Origin of the sequence: Mesorhizobium calcicola, assembly GCF_042682105.1 — a bacterium.
GTDB classification, from domain to species: domain Bacteria; phylum Pseudomonadota; class Alphaproteobacteria; order Rhizobiales; family Rhizobiaceae; genus Mesorhizobium; species Mesorhizobium calcicola.
In genome coordinates this window covers 50026-69591 of the sequence record NZ_JBHUGY010000040.1, presented here as the reverse complement: position 1 = coordinate 69591, position 19566 = coordinate 50026, and the positions used below count along the sequence as shown (strand labels likewise).

At 63.5% G+C, this 19566-nt stretch carries 21 protein-coding genes and 1 pseudogene; 4 read left to right on the top strand and 18 right to left on the bottom strand.

All coding sequences use genetic code 11. From position 1 onward, the window contains the following. Positions 1-1757: 1757 nt before the first annotated feature. Positions 1758-1904 (top strand): annotated as a pseudogene (locus ACFSQT_RS26695) (2-octaprenyl-6-methoxyphenyl hydroxylase); the annotation flags it as partial. Positions 1905-1968: 64 nt separating this feature from the next. On the opposite strand, the gene ACFSQT_RS26690 reads toward ACFSQT_RS26695, so the two are convergent. The 3 genes from ACFSQT_RS26690 to ACFSQT_RS26680 all read right to left on the bottom strand — a co-directional run bounded on the left by ACFSQT_RS26690 (position 1969) and on the right by ACFSQT_RS26680 (position 3206). Beyond that, positions 1969-2496 (bottom strand): hypothetical protein, encoded by a 528-nt coding sequence (locus tag ACFSQT_RS26690; RefSeq protein WP_379023776.1) that lies wholly within the window; start codon positions 2494-2496, stop codon positions 1969-1971. Positions 2497-2637: 141 nt separating this feature from the next. Continuing rightward, the gene (locus ACFSQT_RS26685) at positions 2638-2994 is read right to left on the bottom strand and encodes a YciI family protein (RefSeq protein WP_379023774.1); all 357 of its coding nucleotides are present in this window, start codon (positions 2992-2994) and stop codon (positions 2638-2640) included. Beyond that, on the bottom strand, positions 2991-3206 hold the full coding sequence (locus tag ACFSQT_RS26680) for a hypothetical protein (protein ID WP_379023772.1): 216 nt from the start codon (positions 3204-3206) through the stop codon (positions 2991-2993). Before ACFSQT_RS26680 ends, ACFSQT_RS26685 begins: the two co-directional genes overlap by 4 nt. A 240-nt stretch (positions 3207-3446) precedes the next feature. Here ACFSQT_RS26680 and ACFSQT_RS26675 point away from each other — a divergent pair, with 240 nt between their 5' ends. Then, a complete protein-coding gene (locus ACFSQT_RS26675) occupies positions 3447-3872 on the top strand; it encodes an OsmC family protein (RefSeq protein ID WP_379023770.1) in 426 nt (141 codons plus the stop codon). 245 nt (positions 3873-4117) lie between these two features. Here ACFSQT_RS26675 and ACFSQT_RS26670 read toward each other — a convergent pair whose 3' ends face one another. Both ACFSQT_RS26670 and ACFSQT_RS26665 read right to left on the bottom strand, forming a co-directional pair. Beyond that, on the bottom strand, positions 4118-4762 hold the full coding sequence (locus ACFSQT_RS26670) for a YceH family protein (RefSeq protein ID WP_379023768.1): 645 nt from the start codon (positions 4760-4762) through the stop codon (positions 4118-4120). Between the two features lie 230 nt (positions 4763-4992). Further along, complete coding sequence (locus tag ACFSQT_RS26665) at positions 4993-5772, bottom strand: succinate dehydrogenase iron-sulfur subunit (protein WP_379023766.1); 780 nt, start codon at positions 5770-5772, stop codon at positions 4993-4995. A 373-nt stretch (positions 5773-6145) separates the two neighbouring features. Here ACFSQT_RS26665 and ACFSQT_RS26660 point away from each other — a divergent pair. Beyond that, positions 6146-7089 (top strand): IS630 family transposase gene (locus ACFSQT_RS26660; protein ID WP_379018015.1). Its coding sequence is split into 2 segments (ribosomal slippage): positions 6146-6482 and positions 6482-7089, totalling 945 coding nucleotides; the frame shifts between segments, so codons are not numbered across the junction. On the opposite strand, the gene ACFSQT_RS26655 is transcribed toward ACFSQT_RS26660, so the two are convergent. From ACFSQT_RS26655 to ACFSQT_RS26625, 7 genes are all read right to left on the bottom strand, one after another. Then, positions 7061-7345 (bottom strand): sulfatase-like hydrolase/transferase, encoded by a 285-nt coding sequence (locus ACFSQT_RS26655; RefSeq protein WP_379023764.1) that lies wholly within the window; start codon positions 7343-7345, stop codon positions 7061-7063. The genes ACFSQT_RS26660 and ACFSQT_RS26655 overlap by 29 nt on opposite strands. Positions 7346-7404: 59 nt before the next feature. Further along, positions 7405-8511 (bottom strand): sulfatase-like hydrolase/transferase, encoded by a 1107-nt coding sequence (locus ACFSQT_RS26650; protein WP_379023762.1) that lies wholly within the window; start codon positions 8509-8511, stop codon positions 7405-7407. A 458-nt stretch (positions 8512-8969) separates the two neighbouring features. Beyond that, positions 8970-9407 carry a DUF3052 family protein gene (locus ACFSQT_RS26645; protein WP_379023760.1) on the bottom strand — a complete coding sequence of 146 codons (438 nt, stop codon included), beginning with the start codon at positions 9405-9407 and terminating at the stop codon, positions 8970-8972. 2 nt (positions 9408-9409) lie between these two features. Then, a complete protein-coding gene (sdhA, locus tag ACFSQT_RS26640) occupies positions 9410-11248 on the bottom strand; it encodes a succinate dehydrogenase flavoprotein subunit (protein ID WP_379023758.1) in 1839 nt (612 codons plus the stop codon). A 1-nt stretch (position 11249) separates the two neighbouring features. Continuing rightward, complete coding sequence (gene sdhD / locus ACFSQT_RS26635; protein ID WP_379023756.1) at positions 11250-11645, bottom strand: succinate dehydrogenase, hydrophobic membrane anchor protein; 396 nt, start codon at positions 11643-11645, stop codon at positions 11250-11252. Between the two features lie 2 nt (positions 11646-11647). Continuing rightward, complete coding sequence (gene sdhC, locus ACFSQT_RS26630) at positions 11648-12067, bottom strand: succinate dehydrogenase, cytochrome b556 subunit (RefSeq protein WP_379023754.1); 420 nt, start codon at positions 12065-12067, stop codon at positions 11648-11650. A 244-nt stretch (positions 12068-12311) separates the two neighbouring features. Further along, the gene (locus tag ACFSQT_RS26625; RefSeq protein ID WP_379023752.1) at positions 12312-12701 is read right to left on the bottom strand and encodes a hypothetical protein; all 390 of its coding nucleotides are present in this window, start codon (positions 12699-12701) and stop codon (positions 12312-12314) included. Between the two features lie 261 nt (positions 12702-12962). Here ACFSQT_RS26625 and ACFSQT_RS26620 point away from each other — a divergent pair, with 261 nt between their 5' ends. Then, a complete protein-coding gene (locus ACFSQT_RS26620) occupies positions 12963-13325 on the top strand; it encodes a hypothetical protein (RefSeq protein ID WP_379023750.1) in 363 nt (120 codons plus the stop codon). A 7-nt stretch (positions 13326-13332) separates the two neighbouring features. Here the strand turns inward: ACFSQT_RS26620 and ACFSQT_RS26615 are convergent, their stop codons facing one another. The 6 genes from ACFSQT_RS26615 to ACFSQT_RS26590 form a co-directional block, all read right to left on the bottom strand. Continuing rightward, entirely contained in the window at positions 13333-14529 is a 1197-nt protein-coding gene (locus ACFSQT_RS26615; protein WP_379023748.1) for a GGDEF domain-containing protein, read from the bottom strand. A gap of 77 nt (positions 14530-14606) precedes the next feature. After that, positions 14607-15803, bottom strand: a complete 1197-nt coding sequence (locus tag ACFSQT_RS26610) for a GGDEF domain-containing protein (RefSeq protein ID WP_379023746.1) — start codon at positions 15801-15803, stop codon at positions 14607-14609. Between the two features lie 164 nt (positions 15804-15967). Further along, positions 15968-17377 (bottom strand): 3-isopropylmalate dehydratase large subunit, encoded by a 1410-nt coding sequence (gene leuC / locus ACFSQT_RS26605; RefSeq protein WP_379023744.1) that lies wholly within the window; start codon positions 17375-17377, stop codon positions 15968-15970. Positions 17378-17456: 79 nt separating this feature from the next. Beyond that, positions 17457-17627: a hypothetical protein gene (locus tag ACFSQT_RS26600; protein ID WP_379023778.1), complete on the bottom strand. Its 171-nt coding sequence runs from the start codon at positions 17625-17627 to the stop codon at positions 17457-17459. Positions 17628-17931: 304 nt separating this feature from the next. Beyond that, entirely contained in the window at positions 17932-18567 is a 636-nt protein-coding gene (locus ACFSQT_RS26595; RefSeq protein WP_379023742.1) for a class I SAM-dependent DNA methyltransferase, read from the bottom strand. A 101-nt stretch (positions 18568-18668) separates the two neighbouring features. Continuing rightward, positions 18669-19481, bottom strand: coding sequence for an amino acid ABC transporter permease (locus ACFSQT_RS26590; RefSeq protein WP_379023740.1), 813 nt, complete (start codon positions 19479-19481; stop codon positions 18669-18671). Positions 19482-19566 lie beyond the last annotated feature (85 nt).

Sequence of the window (19566 nt, the reverse complement as noted above, 5' to 3'; positions counted from 1 at the left end):
GGCTGATCAGCCAGAGCCCGAGCAGGCTAGGACGGCCGTGACCGTGGCCCACCACGGGCCGGCGAGAAACAGCGGCCACTCCCGGTAGACGGACCGGAAAGGATCTCGGCCGAGGATCGAGCGCGACTGAGGCAGCCGACACATCGCCTGCTGGCGGCGCGAAACAACGAAGACGCGGCACGCGCACGGTGGCGCCATTGGTGCCGGCGACGATGGTACCGCCAGCATCGCCCGATCAGCCAGTGCCGCCGGCAGGGCGGCGCGAGCATCCAGCGCTTCCGGCAAACAGTGGCGGAGACGTACGGATCGCCAGCCATTGCCAGAAGCTTGCGCATCCGGCCATGCGTTCGACACACGGGCAGGTCCGTGGGGTGGCGGCCTCGGCCGAGGAAAGTCATGTTGGGTTCGTAGACTCGAAGAGCCGGGCGATGCGGAACCCCGCGGTGCGACCGAAAAAAGGATGTTTGTAGCCTCAGCCGGTCTTGGGCGTCGGCAGGCCAAAGCCGACCGAGACGGGGTGGACTTTCCACCGGAACTTCAAAAGCCGGCGATGAACGGGCCGCGCCTTGGCGATCGGCCGCCTGACTTCGGAAGCTATGCAGCGAGGCCCTCGTGGCTTCGAGCGGTCGGTCCACACTTCGGGACCCAGATGGCATCGGCATCCGCGGGGTCGCGGAGGCGATGATGTCGCTCAGGCCAACCCGTAGGGCGCCGGTGCTGGGTAGCTGGCGTCGCCTAGGACCTCCATGACCGCGCGTAACGCGCTGGCCGCGCACCGACGCCCGCATCTTGCCGATCAGTCGTACATTCCCTTTTGTCTCCCATTCAAGGGTTCTGCGACAGAGTATGCAGATCGCCAGTAATGCAGATAGCGCCCTTCCAAGGCAATCCAACTGGCGCCATTCACCTCGATCACCTGGCCGTGATGTAGCCGCTCAGAAGATCGGAAAGAGAGGACACAGGTAGGCGCGGGCACGCAACCTGCGCGGTGCTGCACGATGCGCCCCTTGCGGAATGGTCGCGACCATGGCCCTGATCTGCTCGTCGCTGAGCGAATCAAAGCGCTCGTGGAACGGCGTCAGGATTGTGCCGGGCGCCACCGCGTGACGCGGACTTGCGCGAAGCCGATCAGTTTTTTCCTGGCCATGCCGCGCGTCACATTGGAGTGACGAAGGCCGTTGGCCGAGCCGTAAAGGAGCCCAGCACCGACCGCAGACGGCGCCATTAGCGCGCGGCGATCGACGAGGTGTGTGTGCACAAAGGAAACCGCCCTAGTTTCTTTCGTCTTCAGCCACGGGATGGCCTTGCCGCGAGGCGGTCAGCACCGAAACGCGCAATTGAGGTCCATCACAAGCCTCGTAATGCGCCTCGGTCTGCTCGAGCATAGGGGCACGCGGCCACAAGGCAAGTGCCGCACTGGCATGGTTTGACCAGCCCATCGAGGCGCCGAAATGCTGCGCGCTGGTCCTCGACGACGCGTTCCGACGTCGGCGGGGACGGAAAAATCGCCCTGGAGACGTAGGAACACCTCGCCGGCCGCTGTCGCGAATGGTCTTGGCGAGTTTCATCGGCGGCCCCTCGCGGCTCCGATTGTATAATGCAGCGCCACCTGGATTTCCCTTCTGCGCGGCGTAGGCCAGCGCGAGTGCGCGCCGATGCCAGGTCGAGGCGCCGAAGTGACCCAGCACACGCCTTGCCGGCGAGATCGGGGATGCTGAGCGGTATTGGTGGCTGGCACCTGTTGTTCCTCCGGGGTTTCCAACGCCATCGGCCCGCTGCGCGCCGTCCGCGACATTGGTCTCGGCCTCGTCGAACGGATGCCGCGGTTGAAGGAGTTCTTCATCCGCCAGGCATCGGGACTGTCCGCCGGCACGCCAAGACTGTTGAAAGGCGAGGCGATCTGACGCCGATGTGCCAGGATGTGTTGAGATTCAGGTCAGGCCGAGCCTCATCTGAACGTCAGCACACTTAATTGACTTCGAAACCCAGCTTCTGCCGCAGCCGCAATATCCTCTGGTCGGAGATCTCAAGGCGTTTCTCGCCGCCTTGCGCGACGCGGTTGACCATCTGCAGCAGATCGTTTCGTTCGGCCACATCGAGCCGTTCGCGCAGGAACGGCGCCAGCTTGTCGATGACAACTGTGGTGTCGTCGATCTGTGACGCGGCCCATTTGGCGTAGATCACCGCCTCGTCGGTCTTCTTCTTGTCGGCGATCTCGGAGATCACCGTGCGAATGACGGCTTCGCGCTGCGGCAGCACGGGCCCGTTCTCGGAAACGATTGATGTAATCAGCGTCGCGGCCGCCACCACCGGATCGTCGATTGCCGTCAACGGCGACAGGGCCGCCTGCTTGCGCAGCTTCTTGCGGCGCACGGAGCCCTGGACCCGACCGATGACATCGGCGACCTCGCGCGCCGCCTCGTTCATGGCCTTCATCCGGTACCACCAGAACGCCGCCGCGCCTAACACGCCAAGGATAGCAATCAAGAACGGCATGCCGACATCCCCCAAAACCCCGGCGACGATAGGAGAACTCTCGCGTTGCTTCAACACGCAAAAGTTGCGCGCGAAATGAAACCGGACATTCGCTCAACCGAACGCCCTGGTTTCCAGATGGCCGCAACGCATGGCAGGGATCTATGACCCCGGTATGTCGTAGATGGCGCGGACCTCGACAGTGCCGATTTCGGCCAGCGGAATACCGGCGGCGATGTCCAGCGCCTCGTCGAGATCCTTTGCCTCGACCATGACGAAGCCGAGCAACTGCTCCTTGGTCTCAGTGAAGGGCCCGTCGGTGACCAGCCGCTTGCCCTGGCGCCGGCGCACGGTTTTGGCGGACGTCACCGATTGCAGCGCCTCGGCGACGATCAGCAGGCCTTTCTCCTCGAGCGATCGGTCATAGGCCAGCGAATCGGCGTTGAGCTTGGCCGATCCCGCCGGGGTCAGCGCGTGAAGATCCTTTTCCTCACCATAGACCAGGCAAACATATTTCATTTCCAACTCCCCTGCTGTGTCCAGGCGACGAGCGTGTCGGCCCGGCCTTCGCCCGCCGCCGCATGGTCGAGAACGCACACCGCAATCCCGATCACGGCGACCGCCGCCAGAAACCGGCCGAACGCCGGCGCGGGCTGGTACATCCAGTCCGCTTCCTGTCCGCCGGCTCCGCGGCCGGCTTTCTTCCAATGCGCACAAAACAGCATATCCATGTGATCCTCCATCCGGCCATCACTTGCGTGGCCGCCCCCAGGACGGGCGAGGCGGATCAAAGTCGACATTTTTGCACGCGCATTTTTCAAAAAGAATCGAAGCCACTTCCGTCGACACCGTGCAGTGGTCCAAAGAGCCCAGTGGCCTTCGCGTCCGCGCGCGCTATAGTTTGAGCGGACGCTTGGCCCAGCCCCGATCACAAGCCCGGCAACCCGCCACGACAAACCAAGGAGGAATTCATGGACCGCACCGCAGACGCCGTCTGGAAAGGCAATCTGAAAGAGGGCAACGGCACGCTCGACACGCAGAGCGGGGCCCTGAAGGGCACGCCCTATTCGTTCAAGGCGCGCTTCGAGGACGAGAGCGGCAAATCCGGCACCAATCCGGAAGAGCTGATCGCCGCGGCGCACGCCGGCTGCTACGCCATGCAGTTCTCGCATTTCCTGGCCGAAAACGGCACGCCCGCCACCGAACTCGACGCCAAGGCGGTGGTCACGCTGGTTCCCGGCACCGGCATCACCGGCAGCGCCCTCACGGTGGTCGGCAAGGTGCCGGGCATCGACGCGGCCAAGTTTGGGGAACTGGCCGAAAAGGCCAAGGCCGAATGCCCGGTCTCCAAGGCGCTCGGCGCCATCAAAGTGTCGCTCGACGCCAGGCTTGGGTGAACAATATCACAGAACCTGCAAACGTTTGCGCTGCCCCTCACCTGCCTGCCGGCATCCTCTCCCCGTACAGTGACGGGGAGAGGGGCGGTCTCATCGACGGTTTCGCCAATCGCCAGCCTTGCAGGAAGGGTGCCGAGGTCGCGGCCAGCCTTTTTCTCCCCGTCCCTATACGGGGAGAAATGCCCGGCAGGGCAATGAGGGGCGGCGCCCAACGTCGACAATGATCGTCTGAAACTGACTCTCGGTCAGCCGCCTTCGCCGCTCAGCGCCTCGATGCGGGCGCGCAGCCTCGCGACCTCTTCCTCAAGGGCGTTGATGCGCTCCTCGAGACCGGAGGCCGAAGAGGCGGCCGACGGGGCCTGGTGCATGACGACGGCCGCGATCTGCGGCGCCCCGCTCAGCAGGTGGACAAAACGCTCCTCGCGCTGGCCGGGTCCGCGCTCGATCAGCATCACCAGCGGCGGCCTGCGGCCGATCAGCAGGTCGAGATCGGTGCGCAGTGCGTCGATCGACGAAAACCGCGCCATGCGCTCGGCGCGCGCCAGCAATTCATGCGCCGTCTGCGCGCCGCGCAACAGCATCAGGCCGATCAGCGCGATCTGCGTCGAGGTCAGCGAGAAACGCTGCGCCACCAGATGCTCGTAGCGCTCGACGCGCGAGGCGAAGACCTGCCGCACTAGGCCCTTCTGCTCGAGCTGGCTCAGCGCCCGCCTGACCTCGACAAGCTCGACCGCCATCACCGGCTCGCGCGCCGTCTTCTGGTTGGCGGCGGCATGCGCGCCGTTCAGCGTCAGCGGATAGACATCCGGCGTCAGTTCCTTCTTCTCGATCAGGCAGCCGAGCACACGGGCTTCGACGGGGGAGAGAATGGGAAGGTCGGTATCTGTCATAGGGTCGCTATCCTTCTGAGGCCGGCGGGACAGCACCCCCCTCTGTCCTGCCGGACATCTCCCCCGCAAGGGGGGAGATTGGACGTCATCCCGGCTTTCGCTAGTGGCCACTGTAGCAGTAGTGAGCGGAGCGCTGAAGCTGCCAATCTCCCCCCTTGCGGGGGAGATGTCCGGCAGGACAGAGGGGGGTGGGAAGGATCGCTGCGGATGAGGCGATCTGCCCACCGAAATTACACCCGCCGCTCCACCATCATCTTCTTGATCTCGGCAATCGCCTTGGCCGGGTTGAGACCCTTGGGGCAGGTCTGCGCGCAGTTCATGATCGTGTGGCAGCGATAAAGCCGGAACGGGTCTTCGAGATTGTCGAGCCGTTCGCCCTTGGCCTCGTCGCGGGAATCGATCAGCCAGCGATAGGCCTGCAGCAGCGTTGCCGGGCCGAGATAGCGGTCGCCGTTCCACCAGTAGCTCGGGCACGAGGTCGAGCAGCAGGCGCACAGGATGCACTCGTAGAGGCCATCCAGCTTCTCGCGCTCCTCATGGCTCTGCAGCCATTCCTTGGCCGGCTCCGGCGACACCGTCTTCAGCCACGGCTGGATCGAGGCATGCTGGGCATAGAAATTGGTGAGGTCGGGCACCAGATCCTTGACCACCTGCATATGCGGCAGCGGGTAGACCTTGACGGCGCCGGAAATGTCGTCGCAGCCCTTGGTGCAGGCGAGCGTGTTGGAGCCGTCGATGTTCATGGCGCAGGAGCCGCAAATACCCTCGCGGCAGGAGCGGCGCAAGGTCAGCGTCGGGTCGATCTTGTTCTTGATCCAAAGCAGCGCGTCGAGCACCATCGGCCCGCAATCGTCCATATCCACGAAATAGCTGTCGATGCGCGGGTTCTCGTCATCGTCCGGCGACCAGCGGTAGATGCGGTATTCCCTGAGATTGGTCGCGCCTTCCGGCTTCGGCCAGGTCTTGCCCTGCTGGACCTTCGAGTTCTTGGGGAGCGTAAGTTCGACCATTGGCGTGCCTCTGAACGTGACCTTTTAATCGGCTTCTGGGTGCCAAATCAAGGCACTATCTGGCATCGAACACATGCCACCGGTGTGCACCCTGGCATTAATGCGGCTCAGCCTCGGACGCCGCGGCCGTCCGTGCCGGTTTCAGGTGCCAGAATGATCTGACGAGCACATCCTCGGCATGGATCACGTCATCGAACTGGCCCTGTCCAAGTACCTGGACCAGCGTCGGTCGATCCCCAAGCAGCGAAACGCCAAGGGCAGCCTGGTCATTCGGGAGCGGCACGCCTAGAGCACGTCCCGCGATCAATGAATCGATTGTGATGTGACGTCGGGCTTCGCGGGTGATTCAACATCCACTTTGATGAGGTGGATGATGGGAAGAGCACTGAGCGACGATCTTCGATCGCGGGTCTTGAAGGCTTCGGACGCGGGCATGTCTGCCCGGCAGGCGGCGGCGCGGTTCGGCGTCGGCATATCGAGTGCAATCCGGTGGATCGCACGGGCGAAGATCGGCGAGCGGACGCCGCGGCCGCAAGGCCGTCGACGCGCGTCCAGCCTCGATGCGCATAAAGCCTTCATCGTGGGGTTGATCGATGAGCGCAAGGACATCACGCTGAACGAGATGGTAGAGCGGCTGGCGGTCGAGCGATCGGCTCGGATCAGTCGCAGCGCCTTAAGCGCCTGGCTTGGCCGGCACGGCTGGACGTTCAAAAAAAGTCCGCACATGCACTGGAGCAGGATCGTCCCGACATCCTGAAGCGCCGTCGTGCGTGGTTCGACGGCCAACTCGATCTCGATCCGGCAAAGCTGGTGTTCATCGATGAAACTGGACTATCGACCAAGATGGCCCGGCTGCGGGGCCGTGCGCCATGCGGTGAGCGTTGCCGGGCGGGCGTGCCGCACGGCCATTGGAAAACCACCACCTTCACCGGCGCACTGCGGCTGACGGGCATGACCGCCCCGTTCGTCTATGACGGCGCCATGAACGGCAACGTATTCCTGGCCTATGTCGAGCAGGTGCTGGTCCCGACCCTGTCGGAGGGCGACATCGTCGTGATGGACAACCTTCCCGCCCACAAGGCCGCCGGCGTTCGCGATGCAATCGAGACGACCGGCGCGAGGCTCATGTTCCTGCCGCCCTACAGCCCCGACTTCAATCCGATCGAAAACGCCTTCTCAAAACTCAAGGCTCTTATGCGGGCCAAAGCCGAGAGGACAATCACAGCCCTGTGGACCGCCGTCGGATCGCTCGTCGACCTCTTCACCCCAGCCGAATGCCAGAACTACTTCAAGGCCGCAGGTTATGACCCAGATTAAACCGGACGTGCTCTAGCGCCTCCAGAATGGAGGGAAATATGTCAATCGTGCCCGAAAGCCCGGTATACGCCTTGGAGGGAATGCCGTCGCCCGACAGGGAGAAAAAATTGCGCCGTTCAAACTTGTTCAGGCGATCCGTCACCGTGCTCGGCGCGCTGAGGTGGTCACTTTGCAACGCCAGAACGGTATTCCTCATCAGACCTTCGGCCTCGGCTTTATGGATGAAGTCTGCGACCAGCATGTTGGTGCATTTCACGGCATGGAGAATATTGGGGGCTCGTGGAGAAAGTCCTGTCTTGCCGATACATTTGTCAGTCAGGTACCATCCGGCGCATGCCCACCACTGACGACGATCGTCAGCGAGACCGGTTTGCCGTCTCGATGCGCGCGCCGCAAAACGTCGAAGCTCATGTCCAGAACCTGGGCGTCATCAGCGCCAAAAGAGCTGCCACGCCCACCGACGGCGGCCACCACTTCGGATCCCCCAGAAAGCGATGAATAGCCATGGGTGGAATAGAATTCTCCCTGACCGGTGAAGCCGAGCGGCCAACCGGAAATGAAGTTCTGCTGATAGCCTCGCGCCTTCAGAACATCGCCCAAGCAGGTCAGGCCTGGCAGGAATTGCGAATTCTCCTCCATGTACTGGCGCGTTGTGAAATACGTTATTAGCAGCGGCGTTCCACAGTTGGCGGCGACCATTCCGGAGATGGAGTTGTTGGTGTAGGCAAGTTGCACCATGTTGGTCGCCGAAACGCCACGCCTGTCGAATTCGCGCAGCGGGCCCATGACGTCGCCGAACTCCGCCTCGTAGATGTAGGCGCGCTCGGCACTCTCGATGAAAATATGAATGAGGTTCCTTGGCGCGACGGCCTTCGACGCTGTTCCAGCCGGTTTTGTCAAAGAGGTGATATCGACGAACCGCTTGGACAGCAAATCGTGCAGCGGGTTGAGATGGATCGCTGCCGCGATCGGGCGCGTCAGCATCGGGTTTGCCGCCAGGAAGAACGCCATCAAGGCAACGTCCAATCTTCGTGTCAGCGTGCCGCGCGCCTTCAGTGCGCCAAGGCCGAGAAGAACGATCAAAATGACCAGTATCGTGCTTCCCGTATTCACCAGACATTCAAGAACGACACCGGGCGTGAGAACTCCGGCACCGACATGCATGACCATCGCGCCCCAATCGAAATAGCCAAAAACACTTTCGACGTAGACATAGAAAAGGAAGAGAAAACAAGGAATAAGCGACAAATAGGCGCTGAACCACCTGCCTGTTGGCTGATCCGTCCTGGTCCCTTGGAGGCGATCCAGCAAGAGAAGCGCGCACAGAGCGCCCAGGCCAAGGACCACCAGCAGCCTTTTCTCCTGAAGATAAACCAGCGACACGAGCCAGGTGAGCGACCCCACTGTCGCGACGCTGACCAATGATCCAATTGGCCAGCAACGAATAGCAGGAAATCCGCGCATACCTCGCACTCGATCGACGATTTCCGAAGTGGATATCGAGAATCACTTAAAGCTATACTAAGGCAATGCTGGAGATCGCAAATATCCAATGGCTAATTACTTTCGAGATCGCTAATATATGTTGCTCAAAAGTGACCTCGGTTTTGGGCGAACGGCGTGCATGAGCGGTTCGACGTTTCCGTGAAACGGTGAACCGCTCTAAGCGCATTGTTCGGTGAAGGATGGACGGCCTCGTACTTCAGGCGAGCGCCGAAATTCTCGATCCGTCGGCCAACCGGTCGATCTGTGCAAGATCGACAGCGCCAGCCATATCGCAGAGGTCATCGAAAAGGGCGATAGAGACCGCGCGCCTTCCGGCTTCGGTCAGGTTTTGCCTTGCTGGATCTTCGAGTTCTTGGGGAGCGTCAGTTCGACCGTTACCTGCGGTCCTTTCGGATGACGAGCTTCAGCCCGGACCAGATTTCATTGACGGCGGCGACTTTCACATCGACCAGGTCGCGCTTCAGCGCCTCGGCGCGAACAACGCCCTCGGTGACATCGGTCGGCACCTTCGATGCCTTCTTCGGCCAGGACACCCAGACCATGCCGTCGCGCTTGATCGCCGCCTCGACATCGCCGAGGCGGTCCTCGATCTCGGCACGCTGCCGGGTGAAGGCATGAACGGCATCGTATTTCTGGGTCGTTCCCGAAATCTCGGACCAATCGGCCAGCCGGTCGACTGAAGAGAAACGCGCCGCATCCATGAGATCGTCCAGGTCGTGGGGCAGCGCGATGAAGGCGGCGGTCATGCCGTCCTTCAGGCCGAGCTTGGCCGGAAGGGGCGTACCGGAATATCCTGCTGCCGCCGGCGCCATCGTCAATACACCCTGGCCTTGGGCGCGATCTTGGCGAGGCTGATGCCGCCGTCTTTTTCCGCCAGCAGCGGCTCGGTGTGCACAGGCCGATAGCTGAGCGTCACCTTGCCGTCCTCGCTGAGCCGCGCCAGCGTATGCTTGCGCCAGGCCGTGTCGTCGCGGGCGGAAAAGTCTTCCCGCGCATGCGCGCCACGGCTCTCCTTGCGCGCCTCGGCGCCGTAGACCGTGGTGATGGCATTGGCCATCAGGTTCTCCAGTTCCAGCGTCTCGACCAGATCCGAATTCCAGATCATCGAGCGGTCGAACACTTTGATATCTTTGAGCTCGGTCCAGATCTGCGAAATGCGCTTGCAGCCATTTTCCAGCGATTCCTGGGTGCGGAACACCGCCGCGTCTTCCTGCATCGCCTTCTGCATCTTTTCGCGCAACACCGCTGTCGGCGTCGAGCCGTTGGCATGGCGCAGCCGGTCGAAGCGATCCATGATCTTTTCGACCGAGGCTTCATTGGGGGCGGGGATCGCCGACTTGCGGTCGATGACCTGGCCGGCGCGGATCGCCGCCGCGCGGCCGAACACCACGAGATCGATCAGCGAGTTCGAACCCAGCCGGTTGGCGCCGTGCACCGAGGCGCAGCCGGCTTCGCCGACCGCCATCAGTCCGGGCGACACCTTGTCCGGGCTCCTCGGCGTCGGATTGAGCACCTCGCCCCAGTAATTGGTCGGCACGCCGCCCATATTGTAGTGCACCGTCGGCAGCACCGGGATCGGCTCCTTGGTCAGGTCGACGCCGGCAAAGATCTTTGCCGATTCCGAAATGCCGGGCAGCCGCTCATGCAGAACGGCCGGATCGAGATGGTCGAGGTGCAGGAAGATGTGGTCCTTCTTCTTGCCGACGCCGCGCCCTTCGCGGATTTCCAGCGTCATGCAGCGCGAGACGACGTCGCGCGAGGCAAGGTCCTTGGCCGACGGCGCGTAGCGCTCCATGAAGCGCTCGCCCTCGGAGTTGACGAGATAGCCGCCCTCGCCGCGCGCGCCTTCGGTGATCAGGCAGCCGGCGCCGTAGATGCCGGTCGGGTGGAACTGCACGAACTCCATGTCCTGGAGTGGGAATCCCGCTCGCGCGGCCATGCCGCCGCCGTCGCCGGTGCAGGTGTGCGCCGAGGTGGCCGAGAAATAGGCGCGGCCGTAGCCGCCGGTCGCCAGCACCACCATCTTGGCCGAGAAGCGGTGGATGGTGCCGTCGTCGAGGTTCCAGGCGACGACGCCGGTGCAGGTGCCATCCGGCTCCATGATCAGGTCAAGGGCGAAATACTCGATGAAGAACTGCGCGTTGTTCTTCAGCGACTGGCCGTAGAGCGTGTGCAGGATGGCGTGGCCGGTTCGGTCGGCGGCAGCGCAGGTGCGCTGCACCGGCGGACCGTCGCCGTAGTTCATCATGTGGCCGCCGAACGGCCGCTGGTAGATCTTGCCCTCTTCGGTGCGCGAGAACGGCACGCCGTAATGTTCGAGCTCGTAGACCGCCGCCGGCGCTTCGCGCACCAGATATTCCATGGCGTCGACATCGCCCAGCCAGTCCGAGCCCTTGACGGTGTCGTACATGTGCCACTGCCAGGAATCGGGACCCATGTTGGACAGCGAGGCGGCAATGCCGCCTTGCGCCGCCACCGTGTGCGAGCGCGTCGGGAACACCTTGGTGATGCAGGCGGTGCGCAGGCCCTGTTCGGCCATGCCGAGCGTGGCGCGCAGGCCGGCGCCACCGGCGCCGACGACCACCACGTCGAATTTGTGATCGACATAGGTATAGGCGGAACCGGTGCCGGCTCCTTTTGCGTCCTTGGCCAACTCAGCCTCCGAATGCCAGCTTGAGCAGGGCGAAGATCGAGGCGACGCCGACCGCTATGGTGAAAAATGTATTGAGCGCGATCAGCGCCAGCTTCATGCCTTCGCCATGCACGTAATCCTCGATGATCACCTGCATGCCGAGCCGCATATGGATGAGCCCGGAGATGAGCACCAGGGCCAGCACCAGCGCCACGAACGGATTGGCAAGCGCTGCCCGCACGTCCGCATAGCCGGCGCCGTTGAGCGCGATCAGGAAACCGACGAAGAACAGCGTCAGCGGGATGTTGGCGATCGCGGTGAGGCGCTGGCGCCAGAAATGTCCGGTGCCCTCGCGGGCGGAACCCAGGCCGCGGACTTTCGCCAGCGGCGTGCGCATATCGGTCTTTCCGGTGCTCATGATCAGGCTCCCCGCGCCATGTAGCCGGCGATCCAGATCAGCAGCGTGAGCACGATCGAGCCGGCCAGCGTCGCCCAGGCGATCTTCGAGGCCGTGTGCTTCTCGAGACCGGCGCCGGTGTCCCACACCAGATGGCGTATGCCACCGAGCATGTGGTGCATCAGCGCCCAGGTGTAGCCGAACAGGATGAGGCGGCCGAGCCAGCTGCCGAAAGCCCAGTTGACCCAGTCGAACGTTGCCTGCGAGCTTGCCGCCGCCATCAGCCACAGCGCGACCAGCAGCGTGCCGAAATAAAGCGCGCCGCCGGTGATGCGATGGATGATCGACATCGTCATGGTGATCTGCGGCCGGTACACGGTCAGGTGCGGCGAAAGCGGCCGTTCACGTCTGACGAAATCGCGGGTGGCTGGTGATTTGCTCATGGCTCCCCCAGTTCGGCGTCTCCTGCCTCAGGTGGAAATGCGGCAATGCCGCTTCCGGTTGCGACTTCGGACAGCCGGTTTCTAATGCTCTTTTTGCACCGCGTCAAAGCCAGAAAACCGTTTCGAAAACGTAATTTAGTCTGAGCAAAGGGCAAGCGCGGGCTTCAATCGATTAGGGCTTATGGGCCGAAGCCGGCTCGATATCGCTGCGGTGCAACATGTGCATGGACTCATGCTTTTCGGCCTATCGCTTACAGGTCACCGGCGTCGACCCGGTCTTCATGACCAGCGCTTCGCGGCCATCGATCACAATCGCGTCATGCGCCTGCTCGTAACGGCTGTTCTGGTTGGCTGGCGAGGCCTGCAGATCCTCACTTGTGCCGTCGGAGCTAAGAACACGCACAGAGGTGCCGAGATTCTCGATGGTCATCCTGCCGCCATCCGCGCAATTGTAGGTCGCGGTGCGCGGCTGCGGCGCAGTCACGGCGCCGCCCACAGAGGCGGCGGGCGCCAGCGAGACCGACGTGGCGGCCCTGTTGCCGGCTCTCGAAGGATCGTTCTGCGGTACGCAGGCCAAGGCGACCAGAAGCGGCGACAGGGCAAGCGTCACCCGAAACGTCCGGCGTAACGCCATATGCTGTCCTCCCGCGCGGCAAGCTAGCCACGATGCTTTGCCAAGATCAAGGTTCCCGGCGTCACGCTTGGATCCGTCCCCACGCCAGCCGCGATGGTGCGGCCAAGCGTGGCCGAAAGATGGCCGCCGGGTTTTCCACCCAGTCGGATATTAACCATGTTTGCCGAGACATCGCCGCGAAGCGCGCTGCCCTCTTAACAAAGGTTAAGAAAAGGTTAATTTCTGATTCGAGGAGGCTTTCCTCTAAACAAGGAGGACGCCATGCGTTCGAACTCGGGAAGAATGCGCCTTGCGGCGCTCATAATGGCGGCCTCCGTCGTTGGCCTGGCAGCGCCAGCGGTCGCCGGCGCACGTCACCAGGACCGCGTCTACGCCGATTCGTTCGGCAATCTCGTCATCGACAGCGCCGCCGGCTACAAGCGCATCCTGGTCGGCGAAGGCAAATTGGCCAAGCAGCTGTCGGACTACACCAGCGCCGGCCAGCCCAAGGTGATCTACGAGAATGAATCCGACGAGATATCAGGCTCCGGCGATTGCTACCGGCCGCCGGTGTTCGTGAAGGGCCGCAGCTATATGTACGGTCTCTCCGACGGCGAGATGCCCGAGCTCAGCCCCTGCCGTTGATCCGGATCTAACCGGCGTTGGCTGCAACCGCCCGTTCGCCGGCCGGCCCGGCTGGGATACGCACGCAATCGCGCCCGGCATTCTTCGCCTGATAGAGTGCCTGGTCGGCGCGCCGCATCAGATCGGCAAAGTCTTCGCTTTGATGAAGTTCGGCGACGCCGAAGCTCGCCGTGCAGCGGTTGTCCGCCGGCAGTCCATCGATGGGAAGCGCGCCGAAAGCACTGCATGTCCCCTCGGCGAACAGCCGGGCGGCGGCAAGGTTGGTTCCCGGCAGGATGATGGCGAACTCCTCGCCGCCGATGCGGCCGGCGACATGATGGCCGGCGGCGGCCTGGCGCAGGAAGCCGGCGAAGGTCTCGATCACCCGGTCGCCGGACGCATGGCCGAAACTGTCGTTGACGCTCTTGAAATGGTCGAGGTCGGCGATGACCAGCGCGACCGGCACGCCTTGCCGCATCGCGCCAAGCACCGCCAGCTCCGCGTGGCGGGTGAAGCCGCCGCGGTTGAGCAGGCGCGAAAGCGTGTCCGTCTCCGACTTCGACGTCACCTCGGCGAGCACGTCGCGAACCAGGATGGCCAGCATCAGCAGCGCCAGCGCCAGGCCGAAGACGGTGCCGAGCGACTGCGACACCAGCGCGTAGCTGCTTTGCACATAGGCCTGCGGGTTAGCGCCCCAGCCGCCTAGCGCATGCGCGATGAACGGCTTTGAGGCAAACTGCAGGCCGCTGGCCGCCAGCACTGCCATCAGGATGCGGTCGAGCCGGGCGGGCCTTTGCCTCGACGACCAGACGATGGCCAGGCCGATGAACTGCATGACGGCATAGGGAAGCTGGTAGGCCATGATGCGGGCCAGCGACTGGCGCGGCAGGTCCTGCACGAAATACACTGCGACGGTGGTGGCGAGGAGGAAGAACAGCATTGGCGGCCAGGGCGGCGCCACGCCGTATTTGTGCGCAAGCCCGCCATTGAAGGCGATGGTGGCGCCAAGGAAGACCGCGAAGGCGGTAACGACCACCGGCCTGGCATTGTCGAAGGCGGGGATGCTGAATTCGATGGCGAAGTAGACCATGCCCAGGAGATAGCCGAACGCCAGCCAGCGCGGCGACGCGCGGCCGGTCTCATGAAACGCGACCGCCATGAAGGATGCCGCCAGCAGGCCGGCAACCGACACATTGATCAACAGGATGAAGTTGGCGCCGCTCATGTTCTTCCCGCACCCGCACCGACAGCTAAGCATCGAGCGGCGAAGAAGACGTTAACGCTTGGCTCGGCCAGGGAGGGTCAGCCCAACCTGAGCGGCTCCGGAACGAACACCGTTTCCGGCCGCTCGTAGGACAGGCGCACGCTGTCGCGGCCGTTCCTCTTGGCCTTGTAGAGCGCGTCGTCGGCACGGCGCATCAGCGGCTCCAGCGCCTCGTCGCCGCTGCGGGCCGCCACGCCGAAGCTGGCTGTAACCTTGGTGCCGGCAGGAAGCCCGTCGACATGGCCGGCCGAATAGACCGTGCGCACCGCCTCGGCGAACAGCCGCGCGGCGGCAAGATCGCTCAACGGCAGCAGCACGGCGAATTCCTCGCCGCCGATACGCCCGGCAACGCCGCGCGTGCCGGCGGCCAACCGAAGCTTGCTGGCGAAGTCGGCGATCACGCGGTCGCCCGCCGCATGCCCGTGCACGTCGTTGAGCGCCTTGAAATGATCGAGGTCGGCCAGCACCAGCGCGACCGGGAAGCGGGCCGTGGCGCAGTGCCGCAGCAGCAGCATGCCCCGTTCCTCGAAGCCGCGGCGGTTGAGAAGGCCCGAAAGCGGGTCGGTGTAGGTCTCGGTCTTCAGCGCTCTCATCACGTCAAGTGCCGCGGCGGAGAACAGGCAGAGCGCAATGAGCAGCGACAGCAATGCGTGCGACAGCAGCGCCGTCATCCAGTAGGACGAATCATAGAACCCGTCATAGCTGGTGAAAGGTCCGTGCGCGATGACGACGACCAGGGTGCGCACGAAGAAGTTCAGGCCCGACAGCAGCGACAGCACGAAGAGGATTTTTTCGGTCGGGCCGTTGCGGCGCACCGGCCGCAGTTCGGCGGCGACCAGAAGACTGAGCCCGCCGAAAGCGAAATTCATCGCCAGGATACGCCAGGTGAGATCCGGCGTGACGAACAGGAACCAGCACAGCGACGCCAGACCACCGCCGGCCAGCACGCCGATCCCGACATAGGGCACCTTGCGGCCATGGCGGTGGATGATGGCGCTGGACAGGCAGCAGCCGGCAACGCTGAAGCAGATGTTCGACGCCACCTTGGTCAGCGGCATGCCGATGGGCAAGGTGAAATACTGCAGCAGGAAGCCGCCCGCCGAGAGACTGTAGCTGATCGCCAGCACCGCCAGGTAAGGGCGATGGCGTTGATAGGACCATAGCACGAGGAAGGCCGCGCAGAGTGCCAGCGCGATCGTCGGATTGAGCAGCGCTATCAGCAGGCCGGTGTCCAAAGGACCGTGACTTCCCCTCGCTTACGTGAGGGAAGACCTTAGAGGGCAAGCCCAAACAAGCGGTTAAGCGAAAGCGGAATATGCCGCAGAGCGGATGAAAAAGACCCCGGAGCCGCGAAGCGGTCCGGGGCCTGGACATGCATACGAAGCCGGAGGCTCCGGTACTATTTCCATTCGCGGATGTCGACGAAGTGGCCGGCGATCGCCGCCGCCGCCGCCATTGCCGGCGACACCAGATGGGTGCGGCCCTTGAAGCCTTGCCGGCCCTCGAAATTGCGGTTCGAGGTCGAGGCGCAGCGTTCATGCGGCTTCAGCCGGTCGTCGTTCATGGCAAGGCACATCGAGCAGCCCGGTTCGCGCCAGTCGAAGCCGGCGGCGACGAAGATCTTGTCGAGGCCTTCGGCTTCCGCCTGTTCCTTGACCAGGCCGGAGCCCGGCACGATCATCGCATCGACACGCGGGCTGACCGTCTTGCCTTCGACCACCTTGGCGACGGCGCGCAGGTCCTCGATGCGGCCGTTGGTGCAGGAGCCGATGAAGACGCGATCGAGCGTGATATCGGTGATCCTGGTGCCCGGCGTCAGCCCCATATAGTCGAGCGCGCGCTGCTTGGAGGTGCGCTTGTTTTCATCGGTGATATCGTCCGGGTTCGGCACGATGCCTTGCACCGACACGACATCCTCGGGCGAGGAGCCCCAGGAGACGATCGGCGGCAGCTTGGCCGCGTCGAGCACGATCACCTTGTCGAAATGCGCGCCCTCGTCGGATTGCAGCGTCTTCCAGTATTCGAGTGCCGCATCCCAGGCCGCGCCCTTCGGCGCGCGCGGCTTGTCCTTGACATAGGCGAAGGTCGTCTCGTCGGCGGCGATCAGGCCGGCGCGCGCGCCGCCCTCGATCGACATGTTGCAGATCGTCATGCGGCCTTCCATCGACAGCGCACGGATCGCCTCGCCGGCATATTCGATGACATAACCGGTCCCGCCGGCGGTGCCGATCTCGCCGATGATGGCCAGGATGATGTCCTTGGCGGTGACGCCCTCCGGCAACTGGCCGTCGACACGCACCAGCATGTTCTTGGCCTTGCGTTGGATCAGCGTCTGCGTCGCCAGCACATGCTCGACCTCCGACGTGCCGATGCCGTGCGCCAGCGCGCCGAAGGCGCCGTGCGTCGAGGTATGGCTGTCACCGCAGACGATGGTCATGCCGGGCAAGGTAAAGCCCTGCTCCGGGCCGATGATGTGGACGATGCCCTGGCGGATATCGTTCTCGGAATAATATTCGACGCCGAAATCCTTGGCGTTCCTGGCCAGCGCCTCGACCTGGATGCGGCTTTCCTCGTTCTTGATGCCGAATTTGCGCTCGGGCGAGGTCGAGACATTGTGGTCGACCACGGCCAGCGTCTTTTCCGGATGCCGGACTTTTCTGCCGCTCAGGCGCAGGCCCTCGAAGGCCTGCGGGCTGGTCACTTCATGGACGAGGTGGCGGTCGATGTAGAGCAGGCAGGTCCCGTCGTCCTGGCGGTCGACGATGTGGTCGTCGAAAATCTTGTCGTAGAGGGTGCGCGGTGCGCTCATGTGCGTAAATCCGTCGATATGAGAATGAGAAGGGCAGATGCCCGACCTTCGGCCGGCGAAACGACCTGGACAGGTCGGCCTAGCTAAGTCGGCTGGTCAGTGCGCCCGACACGCGCGCGGAGAAGCGCGACGGCAGGCGTTTTCTGTCCTGCAGCACGAACCCCTTGTAGGCCGGATCGCCAAAAAGCTCTTCCATGGCGTGGCTCATATCAATGTTTTGGGTTTTCGGCAATTGCGGCGGTAATTTCACAGAACTTGGGTTCCTCGCCCTCACTTCTACACCTTCGGGGGAGAGGAAGGGCACCAAAGGTCGGCGAACTCGGGCCTTTCCTCTCCCCCGTCGATCGGGGGAGAGGTGTCGAGCGAAGCTCGACGGAGTGGGGGTCGACCTGGCTCGGCCATTTCAAGCGCCTCGCCCTGATCGAGGCTCCGTGGCGAGTTGTCAGCGGCAGCGCATTTGAGGGCCGGCTTCCCCCACTCCGTCGCTGCTTCGCAGCGCCACCTCTCCCCCTCCGGAGGGAGAGGAAAGGTGCCAAGGCCGGCGAACTCGCGGCTCACACAACCTCAAAAACAAAGGTCTTCACCAGCGCATCAGGCTCGGCGATCGCATAGCAGCGGAACCATGGGCTTTGCTCGACCGGCCGCCATGTCTTCGCCTGCTCCAATTCGTCGAACACGGCCTGAAACCCGCCGCTCGCAAAAACCTGGTCGCGCACGGTGAAGATGGCGTGCCCGCCTTTCCTGGTCATGCGAACCAGCTCATGCAGGGCCGATGCCGGCGCATGGCTGATGGTGAACACGCCGGTCGAGAAGAAGGCGCGGAAATGGCCGTCCGGCCACGGCAGCGGCCCGCCCAGCATCGCCTGTTTCAGCTCACTGTAGGCATTGCGGCTGCCGGCGATTTTCAGCATGTCGTCGGAGAGGTCGAGCCCGGCGATGTCGCGGTAGCCGAGCGCCTTCAGCGACGGCCCCGACAGACCGGTGCCGCAGCCGGCATCGAGCAATGGTCCGTCTCCCGCCGGCACATGGCGAGCCACCCAGGCGGTGATCAGGAACGGCAAGAGATAACCGAGCGACGCGGTCTCGCTGTCATAGGTCGCGGCCCATGCGGCATAGGCATCGGCCAGCGCTTCCGGCGTGTCGGCCGCGTAGACGGAATCCAGCGCCGCATTGGCTTTGTCGACGATCATAGGTCGTGCTTCTCCCAGCTCATGCATGTCGCCTAAAAGTGCGCGCGGTTTTGGGACAACGACATGCATGAACCCAGGATACCGCCGTCTTCGCCCAAACACTATTCCTCGTGCTGGCGGCGCAATCGCCGTTCCAGCCCCCGCAAGGCCAGGGACAGGCCGACTGTCAGGATGAGATAGATGTAGGCGACGATCGAATAGGTCTCGAAGAAGCGGAACGAGCCGGCGGCGTAGACCTTGCCCATCTGCGTGATGTCAGCGACGCCGAGCACCGAGACCAGCGAGGAATCCTTGACCAAAGCGACGAAATCATTGCCGAGCGGCGGCAGGATGGTGCGGATCGCCTGCGGAAACACGATCAGCCGGAAGCGCTGCGCGCGTGTCAGCCCGAGCGCCTTCGCCGCCTCGATCTGGCCTTTCTCGACGGCTTGGATGCCGGCGCGAAAGACCTCGGAGATGAAGGCGGAATAGCCGATGGTCAGCGCCATGATGGCGCGCCACAACAGCGACACGTCGCGCACCAGCAATTCGCCCACGAGGCCCGCATTCTGCAGCGGCGCGGTCAGTGCGTTCCAGCCCACGACGAAGGCCGGCGCGCCGACGAAGGCGATCCAGAACAACAGCACCAGGATCGGCACGCCGCGGATGATCTCGACATAGAAGCGGGCAATCTGGCGTAGCCAGCGCGAGCCCGACAGCCCCATCAGCGCGACGCCGAGGCCAATGGCCGAAGCCAGCACGAAGGCGATCACGGTGACGAAGACGGTGATGCCGATGCCCTTGGCGACGGTGGCGAAAACCTGGGCGTAGAGGTTGCTGGTGGCGACGAAGACGGCCACCGCGATCGCGATGGCCACGGCCACGACGAGCCACCAGGGGAAGTCGGATTTTGAGGACGATGCAGGCGTTGCCATCAGGCGTCACTTGCAAGGCAGATATTGCGAGGGCAGCGTCGTGCAGATTTCAGCGCGCCAGCATCACCCCACACCCGCGCCAAGA

What these genes read in the sequence shown, in the direction of transcription:
- ACFSQT_RS26690 (WP_379023776.1), bottom strand. Translation starts at nt 2,496, where the DNA reads ATGCCGTTCTTGATTGCTATCCTTGGCGTGTTAGGCGCGGCGGCGTTC.
- ACFSQT_RS26685 (WP_379023774.1), bottom strand. Translation starts at nt 2,994, where the DNA reads ATGAAATATGTTTGCCTGGTCTATGGTGAGGAAAAGGATCTTCACGCG.
- ACFSQT_RS26680 (WP_379023772.1), bottom strand. Translation starts at nt 3,206, where the DNA reads ATGGATATGCTGTTTTGTGCGCATTGGAAGAAAGCCGGCCGCGGAGCC.
- ACFSQT_RS26675 (WP_379023770.1), top strand. Translation starts at nt 3,447, where the DNA reads ATGGACCGCACCGCAGACGCCGTCTGGAAAGGCAATCTGAAAGAGGGC.
- ACFSQT_RS26670 (WP_379023768.1), bottom strand. Translation starts at nt 4,762, where the DNA reads ATGACAGATACCGACCTTCCCATTCTCTCCCCCGTCGAAGCCCGTGTG.
- ACFSQT_RS26665 (WP_379023766.1), bottom strand. Translation starts at nt 5,772, where the DNA reads ATGGTCGAACTTACGCTCCCCAAGAACTCGAAGGTCCAGCAGGGCAAG.
- ACFSQT_RS26645 (WP_379023760.1), bottom strand. Translation starts at nt 9,407, where the DNA reads ATGGCGCCGGCGGCAGCAGGATATTCCGGTACGCCCCTTCCGGCCAAG.
- sdhD (WP_379023756.1), bottom strand. Translation starts at nt 11,645, where the DNA reads ATGAGCACCGGAAAGACCGATATGCGCACGCCGCTGGCGAAAGTCCGC.
- sdhC (WP_379023754.1), bottom strand. Translation starts at nt 12,067, where the DNA reads ATGAGCAAATCACCAGCCACCCGCGATTTCGTCAGACGTGAACGGCCG.
- ACFSQT_RS26625 (WP_379023752.1), bottom strand. Translation starts at nt 12,701, where the DNA reads ATGGCGTTACGCCGGACGTTTCGGGTGACGCTTGCCCTGTCGCCGCTT.
- ACFSQT_RS26620 (WP_379023750.1), top strand. Translation starts at nt 12,963, where the DNA reads ATGCGTTCGAACTCGGGAAGAATGCGCCTTGCGGCGCTCATAATGGCG.
- ACFSQT_RS26615 (WP_379023748.1), bottom strand. Translation starts at nt 14,529, where the DNA reads ATGAGCGGCGCCAACTTCATCCTGTTGATCAATGTGTCGGTTGCCGGC.
- leuC (WP_379023744.1), bottom strand. Translation starts at nt 17,377, where the DNA reads ATGAGCGCACCGCGCACCCTCTACGACAAGATTTTCGACGACCACATC.
- ACFSQT_RS26595 (WP_379023742.1), bottom strand. Translation starts at nt 18,567, where the DNA reads ATGATCGTCGACAAAGCCAATGCGGCGCTGGATTCCGTCTACGCGGCC.
- ACFSQT_RS26590 (WP_379023740.1), bottom strand. Translation starts at nt 19,481, where the DNA reads ATGGCAACGCCTGCATCGTCCTCAAAATCCGACTTCCCCTGGTGGCTC.